The 14,054-nt window shown below is 51.8% G+C and carries 6 protein-coding genes; all 6 read right to left on the bottom strand.

Annotated features, from left to right (window positions below):
* Positions 1 to 11 precede the first annotated feature (11 nt).
* Positions 12 to 212, bottom strand: coding sequence for a hypothetical protein (locus AC0LWT_RS38980; protein ID WP_488199539.1), 201 nt, complete (start codon positions 210 to 212; stop codon positions 12 to 14).
* A gap of 136 nt (positions 213 to 348) precedes the next feature.
* Entirely contained in the window at positions 349 to 2,913 is a 2,565-nt protein-coding gene (locus tag AC0LWT_RS28690; RefSeq protein ID WP_474684712.1) for a winged helix-turn-helix domain-containing protein, read from the bottom strand.
* A gap of 935 nt (positions 2,914 to 3,848) precedes the next feature.
* Positions 3,849 to 8,096, bottom strand: coding sequence for a chitobiase/beta-hexosaminidase C-terminal domain-containing protein (locus tag AC0LWT_RS28685; protein WP_474684711.1), 4,248 nt, complete (start codon positions 8,094 to 8,096; stop codon positions 3,849 to 3,851).
* Complete coding sequence (locus tag AC0LWT_RS28680) at positions 8,093 to 8,254, bottom strand: hypothetical protein (RefSeq protein WP_474684710.1); 162 nt, start codon at positions 8,252 to 8,254, stop codon at positions 8,093 to 8,095. The genes AC0LWT_RS28685 and AC0LWT_RS28680 overlap by 4 nt, the downstream gene beginning before the upstream one ends.
* Positions 8,255 to 8,861: 607 nt before the next feature.
* Complete coding sequence (locus AC0LWT_RS28675; protein WP_474684709.1) at positions 8,862 to 9,209, bottom strand: AfsR/SARP family transcriptional regulator; 348 nt, start codon at positions 9,207 to 9,209, stop codon at positions 8,862 to 8,864.
* A 198-nt stretch (positions 9,210 to 9,407) separates the two neighbouring features.
* On the bottom strand, positions 9,408 to 14,003 hold the full coding sequence (locus tag AC0LWT_RS28670) for an S-layer homology domain-containing protein (RefSeq protein WP_474684708.1): 4,596 nt from the start codon (positions 14,001 to 14,003) through the stop codon (positions 9,408 to 9,410).
* Positions 14,004 to 14,054 lie beyond the last annotated feature (51 nt).

Below are 14,054 nucleotides of genomic sequence, written 5' to 3'. Positions count from 1 at the left end.
CTGCACTGAGATTAAGGGCAACCCAAGGTCACGTACTTTTTAAGTATTCCGAGAAGAAGGGCTTGGTCTGCCACAGGACCGGATATCCATGTTTCTCCATTCGGATCAGGAGTGATGTCCAGCCCATCAAACCAATTTTTCCATTGCTGTTCCAGATGACCCTTTACTTTAATTTGATAGGTTTGAATTTGGCATGACAAGATTTCTTTCATGATTACTATGATGAGTATAGTATATTAGCTGCAAAGGATGACCGTGTAGATACTAAAGTATGCTTTGAAATAAAAAAAGATCTCAAGCATCGCCTTTAGGCATTGCTTGAGACCGAAACAGGTTGCAGATCAAGCTTTAAATCAGCCCGAGTTCTCTGGCACGGGCGATCGCTTCGGTTCGCCTTTTCACCTGCAATTTATCAAAAATGTTGCGATTATACCCCTTCACTGTACTTAAAGCAAGGAAAAGCCGATCACTTATTTCTTGATTGGAGTAGCCTTGGGTGATCAATTGCAGAACTTCCAGCTCACGCTCACTTAAGGCCTCGACGAAAGGCTCGAAACGGATGGGGGAGCTATGTACAGCGAAATCATAGAGCTTTTGTTCATGATGCATGTTTGCCAGCAAAAATTCGGTATATTCGGGCTGAATGCGACGGGCAGCCGCTGCGGTTAATAAATCAAGCATGGACTTTCCTTCCTCAATAAAAAGACGGACGAAGCCTTCATTTTTCGCCCGTATCAAAGCATCATTTAATCTTTGCAGCGCCCTCTCCATATTGCCCTGGACTTGAAAAGCCAGAGCTTGGAGGATCAGTAGCTTAAGCTCGTCATTCTTCCATTGCTTCGATTTCGCTTGATCATACAAGGTGCCCAGAATGGCAAGAGACGCTTTTGCATTTCCTTGGAGCATATAGATTCTTGCCTGCAGTACAGGGAATTCGTTCGTTTCCAGGAGCTTAACCGTTTCCGCAAAGTTACCGTGATGAAGAGAAATAAGAAGCTCCAAGTGTTTCATTTCGCCCCGCAGACGGTTGTAATGTTGATCTTGCACTTCATGGCGAGCTTTGGTTAGCAAAGCTTCCGCCGCTGAAATCTCTTGTCTTGCGAGCTTCAATTTTGCCGCAAATAATTCGCTTTCCACTAGCCTGTCCGTATTCTCGATCTGCTTGGCTAACCGCATACTTTGTTGTATATGCTGTTCGGCGGCATCTAGGTTGTTCCGTTCATACCCTATTCGAGCCATACCCAAGTAGGCATCACAAGCAACCAGCAAGGGTGGATCGCCAGCGAGTTGAATGACTTGTTGATAGGTTTGCGCGGCCAGGCTCAATTGATTGTCCGACTCCTGAATTTCGCCTATACCTAAAGATGCCATTAGCGTAATCATGATATGTCCAATGCGCTTGCTGATTGATAACGCTTCTGTATAAGCCCGCCTGGCGGCCGCGCGATCAGCCTTCAACTGGTAGGCAACGCCTAGCGTCCAGGTTGTTGCAGCACGTACAGGCAGATTATGTGGATGCAAATGCTCCAGAGCGATGAGGGATTGAGTCATAATGGTATCCGCATCGTGCCGAGTAACTCCGAGCGTGGCCCTGATCGATGCGATATGTCCGATTAGACCTTGATCCACCTCATGGGGATTGATATGTGACATGGCGGCTTCTGCAGCGGACAGTTTCTGTTCGATTCCGTCCAGTTGACTGATCATCAACAGTGCGGAAGCATAAATGACCCAGAGCGATGGCCGCTCGTTGAGCGTAGGCTCATCCTGGTGCTTTAACCAGTTTAATACAGTCCTGGCAGCGCCGCGAAAATGTAGAGGCATTCCTTTCCCTTCGATTAATTTTGCGGCACGATTCACATCTTGAGCCGCTGCAGCGTGCTGAAACGCTTCGATCTCCAGTTCATTCTCCTCAAACCAATGGCTCGCCCTCATGTGCAGAGCTGCCCTCTCATCGGCCTTGTCCTTGTTGACATGGTACAAACGCTGTCGCAACAAATCGGCAAAAAGATGATGATAACGGTACCAATGCCGCTCGCTATCCAACGGAATGATGAAAAGATTGGAACGCTCGAGATGCTCCAGGATGTCCTGCCCTCCCTTATCGCTCTGCAGCACCGCATCACAAAGGGAAGCGCAAAAGCGATCAAGAATGGATGTTTGAAGCAAAAAGGTGTGAACCTTATCGGACTGCTGCTTCAGCACTTCCTCCATCAAATAGTCCAGCACGAAACGGTGGCTGCCGGTGAAGGACGAAATAAATTGGGCCGTATCCGAATAGCCCTGTATAGAAATAGCCGCTAGTTGCAACCCGGCAATCCACCCTTCAGTGCGCGCTTCCAGGGAAGACACCTCTGCAGATGAAAGATGAAGTCCCATGATTTGATTGAAAAATAATGTCGTTTCACTCCGGGTGAACCGCAGGTCATTTCCACGTAGTTCCGTCAGCTCGTTTTTTGCTCGTAATCTGGCAATGGGCAGTTGCGGCTCTTCACGTGTCATGATGATCGAGTGCATATGTAATGGCTGATGATCGATCAGAAAAGAAAGCGCGTTATGCACAACTTGAGATTCAATGACATGATAGTCGTCAAGAACGAGAATGAAAGGATCTGTAGCGGATGATAGTTCATTGACTAAAGTAGTAAGGATATATGTAATCGGCAGCGGTTGCGGAGATTGCAAGGCTTTCCAAACCCCTAGGTCGCTAACGTTCACAATTCTCTTTATAGCCTCGATAAGATGAAGGAGAAAGCGCGTCGGATCGTTGTCTCCTTCATCCAGCGATAACCAAGCGGTCGGACGTTTACAATCAGCCAGCCACTCGCTTACCAGCGTTGTTTTTCCATAGCCCGCAGAAGCGGAGATTAATGTCAATTTTCTTTTCTGGCCCTCGTCCAAGCGTTTGAACAAATGTGAACGGAGAACCACTTTCGATCGCACTGGCGGTATGTGCAGCTTTGTGGTTAATATAGGTACGCTCATAAAAGTTCTGCACCACATTTCATTTCATATTTATTACGTTTAACAACTCCTACAACTATTGTCGCCAATTCATGAATTCAGATCAATCTATTTCCCCATATATTTTAACAATATCCTTCAAAAACGATGATCCCAGTCCGTTCCCTGTCATCATGGAGATGTGTCGATCTGGTGTAATTTGCAAATCAGCATCGCATTGTTTTCTTTGCTCACGGCAGCATCCAGAATTGACCGACTGATAACTTCACAGTATGATCATACTATCAGCTTCATATATCACTTAAAAATCAGTGCGTATATCTTTTTCTGCATATAACCCATTAGCGCCCGGTTCGTATATCTTGGCTGAGAAAATCAAAGTTATGCGAACACAAAGCAAGCACAACCCCTTTACAATGTTCTTACCTGAGCATTTATTTATAGCACACTGTCAGTTCTATCCGATTATCTTCCCGATTATGCACAATACGCTCCACAAGTTTCTTTAAAGCCTTATTCTTCTCTTCATCCGTAGCCGCGGCGCTCCACATCTCTATAAATCAATCAATTTGTTCATGCATCTACTCCACCGTAGGAACTCTCTTCTCATCTGCAATATTGAAAAAACGAATAGCCCTCTCTGTCATCAGGAGGGCTGAGTAAATACGGCGGCTATTATTTTTTAATCCTCTCCATATATCCTTACCACGCACTCCACATGTATGGACTGCCGAGCGTTGCGCAATTGTTTGCCGGTAGATAGGCAATTGTGTCCGTACGCCACTGCGCTGAAGATTTACCGACTCAACAATAAAAATCCCTTCCCAACATCGAAAGATGTTGCTGGGAAGGGACGATCTTCAATTGCCTCTGGACATCTTCGCCTATATCAGGCCTGATTTTTGCAAAAGTCTTTGAATAATGCTCGCAACCTCAGCCCTGGTGACGGACGCCTTCGGCGCAAGCCCGGCGGCACCTCGTCCAGATACAAGGCCAGCCTGCACGCTGTCCGCAACACTGCTTTGCGCCCAGCCGGACACGTCTGCCGCATCTCCAAACGGACGAAGTGGTGCATCTTCCGCTTGAGCGGAAAGCTTTGCTTTCAGTCCGGTAATCGTCATCGCTCTGGAGAGAATCATCATTGCCTGTTCTCGAGTAATCTTGTCGTTCGGCCGGAACGTGCCGTCCTCGAACCCGCTAATCAGTTGATACGCATAAGCCGTGTTGACCGCGCTGCTGTACCAATCTGACGTCTTCACGTCAGCGAACGCCGTTGCCCCATTTTCCGGTTTCAGTCCCAATCCGCGTACAAGAATGGCTGCAAACTCGGCACGAGTGATATCTTGATCGGGACTGAATCTGCCGTCGCCCGTACCATCAATGACCATCCGTGATCCCATATCGTTGACAGCGTCTTTCGCCCAGTGGTTCGCGACATCAAGGAATTCGAGCGGATGCCAGACGACAGAGTACGTACTGTTGGTCAGGCTGTTGAGTTTGATGTAATACTTGCCATCGATCACAACGACCTTGGTCGGCACATGACGTACCGTTCCGTCCGGCTCGACGACTACTCCCGTGGTAATCTTGTTCGGGTCCACACCGTCCGGAACGGCAATCGTGCGTTCCACATAGGCGTTGAATTTCGATACTTCGATAGTCCTATATCCGTAGGTGCCTCTAACTTTAAATTCCATCGGCGGTGCGACAATCGTAAACGTTCCTTTGGCTGCCGCATTCTCCACGACTTTTACCGTATCGGCTGGCGACGCGGCAATTTCGACCTGTACCTTGATGTCCAGCAAAGCAACGGACTTCCCGAACTGATCGGAGATGGCGCTGATATTGATTTGCTGCGCCGGCAGAGTATACGTTGCCTGATCCGTTTTGATCTCTAAAACTGCCTGTTTATCCTCCATGTTTTTAACCATTTGACCATTCAATTCGCCAACAACTACATCGGACTTCGTGTTGACCAGAATCGTCACCACCGCATGCTGACCTTCCACTGCGAGCTTGTCATCCAGCTTCTTTTGGTCGACGGCTACGGTAGTTACGGTTTGGTCATTCCGCTTGGTTTTCGTTGCCGTTCCTGCATTCTCCGCCTTGCCGTTGACCAGAACATCTACCCCTGTATTGGTTGTCGCCGGTGTAGTCGATGGCGCATCACTGCCACTACTGCTGCCGCTGGGTGGCGGGCTCGGGATGACCGCGGTCGATTCGGCAGAGGATGTACTGCTACCGACGCCATTGATCGTCTTTACGGTGAACGTATAGCTCGTTCCGTTGGTCAAGCCAGTAATGGTAATCGGGCTTGCCGTTCCAGTTGCTTTGATGTTTCCTGGTGACGCCGTTACCTCATACTCCGTAATCGCGCTTCCCCCGTCATCAGTCGGGGCCGTAAAGCTGACGGTTGCTTGACCGTTTCCGGCAACCGCCGTCACATTCTCCGGCGCTGCCGGAACGGTTGCCGGAGTTGCACTTACCGTAAGGGAAGCCGCGCTGTCCGCCCCGGAGTTGGTCGCCTTCACGACAAAATAGTACGTTGTACCGTTGGTCAAGCCCGTTACATTATAGCTATATACTGAACCGCTTACTGTAGCTACTGCCGCTCCATAGGTGCCGGAAGTCACGCTTTGGTAAACCTTATATCCTGTTGAACCAGATACCGGATTCCACGCAAGGCTGACTTGCGCATTTCCTGCAATCGCGGGCAGCAATACCGGTACTCCGAGTGATGGAACTTGCGGAGTCGCGCTCATTTCATTGGAGTTCGCACTTTCACTGCTTCCGTTAACTGCTCTGACAACAATGTAATAGATGGTTCCATTTGTAAGTCCCGTTAGATCCGTACTATATACGGAACCTCCGACCGTAACAGCCGCCATTCCGTAGGAAGCGGAGGCAGTAGATGTGTATACATTGTATCCGGTCGCTCCGGATACGGGATTCCAACTGATGGTAATCTGTCCGTTCCCCGCTGCTGCCGATACGATCATAGGCGCACCAGGTACATACATCGTGTAGCTTTCGCTCATCTCGGCACTATTGGTCATGCCCGATTTTACCGCAATCGCCTTGATCGTCATCGCGCTCGTCACGCTGATCGGCGTGCTGTAAGCCGTACTGCTGGCGGTTGGCGTGCTGCCGTCGGTCGTATAGTAGATCGTCGCTCCAGAAGTGGACGTCGACAACGCTACGGTCGTGCCCGACGCTACCGCGCCGCCGGACGGATTCGCTGTCGGCTTCGCCGCTTGCGGCATGATCGTGTAGCTCTCGCTCATCTCGGCACTATTGGTCATGCCCGATTTTACCGCAATCGCCTTGATCGTCATCGCGCTCGTCACGCTGATCGGCGTGCTGTAAACCGTACTGCTGGCGGTCGGCGTGCTGCCGTCGGTCGTGTAGTAGATCGTCGCTCCAGAAGTAGCTGTGGACAACGCTACGGTCGTGCCCGACGCTACCGCGCCGCCGGACGGATTCGCTGTCGGCTTCGCCGCTTGCAGCATGATCGTGTAGCTCTCGCTCATCTCGGCACTATTGGTCATGCCCGATTTCACCGCAATCGCCTTGATCGTCACTGCGCTTGTCACGCTGATCGGCGTGCTGTAAGCCGTACTGCTGGCGGTCGGCGTGCTGCCGTCGGTCGTATAGTAGATCGTCGCTCCCGTCGTGGACGTTGACAACGCTACGGTCGTGCCCGACGCTACCGCGCCGCCGGACGGACTCGCTGCCGGCATCGCCGCTTGCGGCATTGCGGTGATTGGGCCGGACTTCACTATCCTTCCACCTAATCCCACCGCCACATACGTGCCGTTTCCACAGATGACGCTATATAGATGATACATAATGCCGCTCATTCGGCTCGTCCAGTTCGCCCCGTCGCTGGAGGTCACAATCGTTCCACTGTTCCCCACCGCCACATACGTGCCATTTTCGTAGGTGACGCCATTTAGCTGATTCGGAGTGCCGCTCGTTCGGCTCGTCCAGCTCGCTCCGTCGCTGGAGGTTACAATCGTTCCACCTAATCCCACCGCCACATACGCCTCGTTTCCGTAGGTGACGCCATATAGATTATTCATAGTGCCGCTCGTTCGGCGCGTCCAGCTCGCTCCGTCGCCAGAGGTTACCATCGTTCCACCTGCGCCCACCACCACATACATGCCGTTTCCGTAGGTGACACCATTTAGATTACTCATAGCGCCGCTCGTTTGGCTCGTCCAGCTCGCTCCGTCGCTGGAGGTTACAATCGTTCCACCTAATCCCACCGCCACATACGTGCCGTTTCCGTAGGTGACGCCTTGTAGATTATTCGTAGTGCCGTTCATTCGGCTCGTCCAGCTCGCTCCGTCGCTGGAGGTTACAATCGTTCCACCTGCTCCCACCGCCACATACGTACCGTATAAGTAGGCCACACCTTGAAGATTATTCGTAGTACCGCTCGTTCGGCTCGTCCAACTCGCTCCGTCGCTGGAAGTTATAATCGTTCCACCTACTCCCACCGCCACATACGTGCCGTTTCCGTAGGTGACGCCAAATAGTTGATTCGTAGCGCCGCTCGTTCGGCTCGTCCAGCTCGCTCCGTCGCTGGAGGTTGCAATCGTTCCTCTTGCACCCACTGCCACATACGACCCGTTTCCGTAGGTGACGCCAAATAGATGATTCGTGCCGTTCGTGCCGCTCGTCCAGCTCACTCCGTCGCTGGAGGTTACAATCGTTCCACTGTTCCCCACCGCTACAAACGTCCCGTTTCCGTAGGTGACGCCATTTAGATTACTCGTAGCGCCGCTCGTTCGGCTCGTCCAGCTCGCTCCGTCGCTGGAGGTTACCATCGTTCCACCTAATCCCACCGCCACATACGTGCCGTTTCCGTAGGCGACGCCATATAGAGCATTTGTAGTGCCGCTCGTTCGGCTCGTCCAGCTCGCTCCGTCGCTGGAGGTTATAATCGTTCCACCTACTCCCACCGCCACATACGTGCCGTTTCCGTAGGTGACGCCAGCTAGATTATTAGCTGTGGGCAACGGACTCCGGATATTCCACTCGTCAAGAGAATCTGCAAAAGCATACTGAGGAATATTGGCTGCAATTAAAAATAATACCATGACTATCGAAATCCAACGTTTGATCATTGTTTTCTTCCACTCGCCTTTCCCTGCATTCCTTTGATCGTATTCTCAAACTTTTCAACATAAATCATGTTATACTCGGGAAACACATCCTTGCCTGTCAACGTCGCCTTCTGCAGCATCTTTGTCGTCGTTTTCGTTTCGCTTTTGCTGTTTTCCACCTCGTCATCCAAATATTTAAAGCGTTGTTGAATACAGCTATTTGAGGCTTGACTGCCGGGTTTTAAAGCATCCGCGTTCAACCCGTTCGTACCGCCGCCGTCTACTAGCGACCCGAATACATTCGTTTCATTCGGTGGATCACTCCCATGCTGATTTCACTACCAAGGCATTATAACGGGAGCGATGTTGCAAAATTGTTGCAAAACAAAAAGGAACCCGCTCCGGTCGGATTACAGGTTCCTTCATGCGATATGGGTCAATCCGTTTAGGCGCGAAGCAACGCGGTAAGCGTATCGCCCGGCAAGGCCCCCAGCTCGGTCTTGATCAGCTCGGCTACGCTTCATAGTAGGCGGCCGCGCGTTGGGAACCGCCGATGCGATGGTGCAGCTTCAGCGCCGCTTCCCGCAGTAATTCGTCGTAAGGGTCGTGTTCGACTAGCAGATCGGCCAGCCGCAGCGCCTTAAACGGCTCCGTCTCGGCTTTCTCGTAATACTGGAGCAGCTTTTTCCCAAGATGCAGGAAATAATGGCGATACTGCTTGCGGTAAGGCTCACACCAGGCACTGTCGAACTCTTGCAGGAACGGTCGGCTACAGCGGTGGACGAGCTACTCGACATGGGCCAGATTATCCGGGTCCGGCTCGACGGCGTCCAGCTCGAAAAGCTCCAATTCCACCGCGTCCACAGCCGGCGCTTCATCGGACAAGACCAGCCTGTAGCCATTCCTGACAGAAGCCAGCGCCATCCCCGAACGGCAATCCCGTAACATCTTGTTGATTTTGCTAACCGTGCTTCGCAGGTTGATGCCTGCTTTCTCCGTATTCTGGGCCGGCCAGAGCGCCTCGAACAGTTCCCACTTGCTGACCTCCTTCTCCCAGGGCTGCAGCAGCATATAAGCGAGCAGCTCCGCGCACTTGGATGTTACCCAGCGAACCGGCTCCAGACCAACATACAAATAATGTGCGAACTTGCCGAACAGCGCGGCGACAGCCGTCCGTTGTCCGCCGCTGCCGACACGACCGTTGCCGTCTTGAAAAGGTTGAGTGCTCTCAATTTCATGATGTAATCGAAAAAAGCAATCCCTCCCCCATGCGGAATGTGTCCACCAGGGAAGGGAATATGGGATCTCTTTGGGTTGACTACTGATTTCTAATTAAATCAGACCCGATTTTTGCAACAGTTTCTGAATAATCATTGCCACTTCAGCTCTGGTCATGTTGGCTTTCGGCGCAAGTGCAGCACCGTTTCTTCCCTCTACAATCCCTGCTTGCACACTATCCGCAACGCTGCTTAGCGCCCACTTGGGTACGGCTGTCGCATCTCCAAACGGACGAAGTGCCGTATCTGCCGATTGAACGGAAAGCTTGTCTTTCAATCCGGTGACCTTCATCGCTTTGGAGAGCACTACCATCGCCTGTTCGCGCGTAATTTTGTCATTCGGTCGGAATGTTCCATCCTCGAAGCCCGTGATCAGATTGTACGTATAAGCAGTATTGACCGCGCCGCTGTACCAATCCGTTGCCTTCACATCCGAGAATGGCGTCGCTCCATTATCCGGTTTGAGCCCCAAACCTCGAACGACGATAGCCGCGAACTCGGCGCGCGTAATATCCCGGTCAGGACTGAACTGGCCGCCCCCAGTGCCCTGAATGACCATCCGAGTTCCCATATCATTGATGGCGTCTTTCGCCCAATGTTTCGCAACATCGCTGAATTCAAGCGGATGCCAGACGACGGAGTAGGTGCTGTTGGTCAAGCTGTTGATTGTTGCGTAATACTTGCCATCGATCACATCAATCTTAGTCGGAACGTGGCGGACCGTTCCATCAGATTCGACCACAACGCCCGTCGTAATCTTGCTCGGGTCAACGCCATCCGGGATCGCAATCGTTCTACGCACATAGGCGTTGAATGTGGATACTTCGATGGTCTTCTCTCCGTATGAGGCTCTAACCGTAAATTCTACCGGCGGAACGACAAGCGTGAACGCGCCCTTCTCTGCCGCATCTTCTACTACTTTCACCTTATCCGCTGTTGGCGCCGCAACCTCGATTTGTACCTTAATATCCTGCAAGGCAACTGACTTGCCGATCTTGTCGGATACAGCGTCGATATTGATCTGCTGAGCAGGAAGTGTGTATGTCGTTTTGTCCGTTTTAATCGCTACAACCGCCTGCTTGTCTTCCAGGTTCTTCACCATTAGGCCATTCAGTTCGCCGATGAAGACATCGGACTTGGCGGCAATCGGAATGGTGATAACAGCGCCTTTTTCTTCCGCCGCGAGCTTGTCCTCCAGTTTCTTCTGATCGACGACAATCGTAGTCACGGTCTGGTCGTTTCGCTTACTTGTGGAGGCTGTTCCCGCAGTTTCTACTTTCCCGTTAACAAATATCTCTACACCGTTATTGGTTGTCTCCGGTGTCGTGGAAACGCCGGAACCAGATGAGATACGATCCTGCGCGAATGTCGCCGTTACGCTCAAGTTTGCCGTAATGTTCGTGTCCGTTCGCGTCGCTTGCGTGTTGCCATCGCTCCAACTGGCGAAGTGATAGCCGGGATTCGCCACTGCCGTCACGGCTGTGCCGGAACCGCCACTGCTCACCGTCTGCGTCACATTGCCTGTGATCGTGCCGTTCGCACCAGCCGTGTAGGTCAGGGTGTAGGCGGGATTGCCCAGCTTAACCAAGCCGTCCGCGGTAAAGGGAATCATCCAAACGCTATCGCCGTCGAATACCCCGCCCCGGAAAGGCATGGGGCCTCTATTGATCCCATCGGGCCAATTACTGTATCCGGTCATCTCACCCGTAACTGTATTAATCTTGACGACAGAAGAATTTGCCGAGGCAGAGACCATCCAGATATTTTGCCCATCGAATGAACCGCCAAAAAAATATTTTTCCGTTAATCCATCCGGCCAAGCATTGTAACTCGTCATGGTACCGTCGGTTGTATTCATTTTGATAACCCGATCTGCATTAGAAGGGATCATCCACACATTTTGGCCGTCGAAAATTCCTCCCGTGAACCTTGCTGTATTTTTCGAAAAATCGGCGGGCCAGTTACTATAAGCTGTCATAGTTCCGGTTTCTGGATTGATTTTGATCACTTGATTGGCTTCAGAGGGAATTAACCAGACATTCTGTCCGTCGAAAAGACCGCCGCCAAATGCATAAGTGCCATGATTGAATCCGGCGGGCCAGTCCTCGTACCCTGTCATTACCCCGGTAACGGTGTCAAGCTTAATTACTTTGTTCACTTTATAAGGGACGAACCAAATATTCCGCCCGTCAAAAACCCCTCCCATAAAAGCGGTCGCGCCAATGGAAGTCGTCCCTTCGGGCCAGTCACTGTAACCCGTCATTTCCCCAGTGTTTTTATCTACCTTTATAACCCTGTCAGCGCTATAGGGAATGAGCCAAATGGAATTCCCATCGTATACTCCCCCCTGGAAAGCCTGAATAGACTGAAAAGGATCGCTCGGGGTTTTGGTAAATCCGCTAGGCCAATTGTTGTAAGCGGTCATCGCACCCGTATCTTTGTCCACCTTAAGCAGGCTATCGGCGGAATATGGAATCATCCAGATGTGTTGTCCATCGAATACCCCGCCGGAAAAAGCAAAGCTTCCTCTTGAGAGATTGCTAGGCCAATTATTGTACACGGACATCCTCACAGTGGATCCAATTGGCGCGGGTGCAATTGTGCCGCTATAACCAATGCCATCTTGATTAAAAATGGTTGAACCTGCCGCAGTAACGGTAATCGTCGCTGTCCCTTTTTTGCTGCCATCCACTGTTGACGTTGCCGTGATCGTATAATTCCCCGGAAAGGCATTCGCCGCGACCGTCACGTTCCCCGTGCCGTCCACCGCCACTTTGTTGCTTGCGTCGCTGCTCGTCCATGTGACCGTCTCTGCCGCGCCTCCCACCGCATCTACCACGGCCGTGAGCTTTTTGCTTCCTCCTTGCACCACGCTTGCGCTGCTCGGGCTGACGCTCACGCTGTTGACTGCCGGCGCTGGGGCGGATTGTATAATCTTTCCAGTCATACCCACCGCCATATACGTTCCGTAGCCGTAGGTGACGCCCCTCAGAGGATTCGTGGTGCCGCTCATTCGGCTCGTCCAACTCGCACCGTCGCTGGAGGTCACAATCGTTCCACTTTCCCCCACCGCCACGTACATGCCGTTTGAGTAGGTGACGCCCCTCAGAGGATTCGTAGTGCCGCTCGTTCCGCCCGTCCAACTCGCTCCATTGCTGGAGGTTACAATCGTTCCATCGGCACCCACCGCCACATATATGCCGTTTTCGTAGGTGACGCCATATAGAGCTTTAGGAGTACCGCTTGTTTGGCTCATCCAGTTCGTTCCATCGCTGGAGGTCACAATCGTTCCAGCATCCCCCACTGCCACATATGTGCCGTTTGAGTAGGTGACGCTAAATAGATAATTCGTAGTGCTGCTCGTTTGGCTCGTCCAATTCGCTCCATCGCTGGAGGCCACAATCGTTCCATTGGCCCCCACTGCCATATACTTGCCGTTTCCGTAGGTGACGCCATATAGAGCTTTAGGAGTGCCGCTTGTTCGGTTCATCCAGTTCGCTCCATCGCCGGAGGTCACAATCGTTCCACTGTACCCCACCGCCACATAAGTCCCGTTTCCGTAGGTGACACCATATACATTATTCAGGTTGCCGCTCGTTCGGCTCGTCCAGCTCGCTCCGTCGCTTGAAGTTACAATCGTTCCATTGGCCCCCACCGCCACATATGTGTCGTTTCCGTAGGTAATACCATTTAGATCATTCGTAGTGCCTCTCGTTCGGCTCGTCCAGCTCACTCCGTCGCTGGAGGTTACGATCGTTCCATTGTACCCCACCGCCACATACGTTCCGTTTCCGTAGGTAACGCCAAATAGTTCATTCGTAGTGCCGCTCGTTCGGCTCGTCCAGTTCGCTCCGTCGCCGGAGGTCACAATCGTTCCATTGCCCCCCACCGCCAAATGCATGCCGTTTCCGTAAGTGACGCCCTTCAGACTATCCGTAGTGCCGCTCGGTAGTCTCGTCCAGCTCGCTGCGTCGATGGAGGTCTTAATCATTCCATTGTTCCCCACCGCCACATACGTCCCATTTGAGTAAGTGACGCCAAATAGATAATCCGTAGTGTCGCCCGATTGGCTCGTCCAGCTCGCTTCGTCGCTGGAGGTTACAGTCACTCCAAGTGCACCCACCGCCACATACGTTCCGTTTCCGTAGGTAACGCCAAATAGATTATCCCGATGGTCGTTCGTTAGGCTCGTCCAGCTCACTCCGTCAATGGAAATTACAATCGTTCCACTTTCCCCCACTGCCACATACTTGCCGTTTACGAAGGTAACGCCATTTAGAGCATAAGTAGTGCCGCTTGTTCGGCTCGTCCAGTTCGCTCCATCGCCGGAGGTCACAATCGTTCCACTGGTCCCCACCGCCACATACGTCCCGTTTCCGTAGGTGACGCCCAATAGATGACTCGAAGTGCCGCTCGTTCGGCTCGTCCAGTCCGCTCCGTCGCTGGAGGCTACAATCGTTCCATCGGCCCCTACCGCCACATACGTACCGTTTCCGTAGGTGACGCCATATAGAACATTACCCGTGGGCAACGGATTCCGGATATTCCACTCGTCAAGAGAATCTGCATAAGCATTCTGAGGAAGATTGGCCGCAATTAATAATAATACCATGACAATAGCTATCCAACGTTTCATCGTTCTTTGAATCATTTTCGAGATCCACCCTTCTTTGAATTCTTCGACAAAATATTATCGCATACG

The sequence above is a fragment of the Paenibacillus sp. sgz302164 genome, from assembly GCF_056120505.1.
The sequence above is the reverse complement of the archived record's forward strand: the minus strand, read 5'-3'. Positions and strand labels throughout refer to the sequence as shown.

Bases quoted from the DNA above. Each gene is read 5' to 3' on its own strand.
- AC0LWT_RS38980 (WP_488199539.1), bottom strand. From the start codon at position 212: ATGAAAGAAATCTTGTCATGCCAAATTCAAACCTATCAAATTAAAGTA.
- AC0LWT_RS28685 (WP_474684711.1), bottom strand. From the start codon at position 8,096: ATGATCAAACGTTGGATTTCGATAGTCATGGTATTATTTTTAATTGCA.
- AC0LWT_RS28670 (WP_474684708.1), bottom strand. From the start codon at position 14,003: ATGATTCAAAGAACGATGAAACGTTGGATAGCTATTGTCATGGTATTA.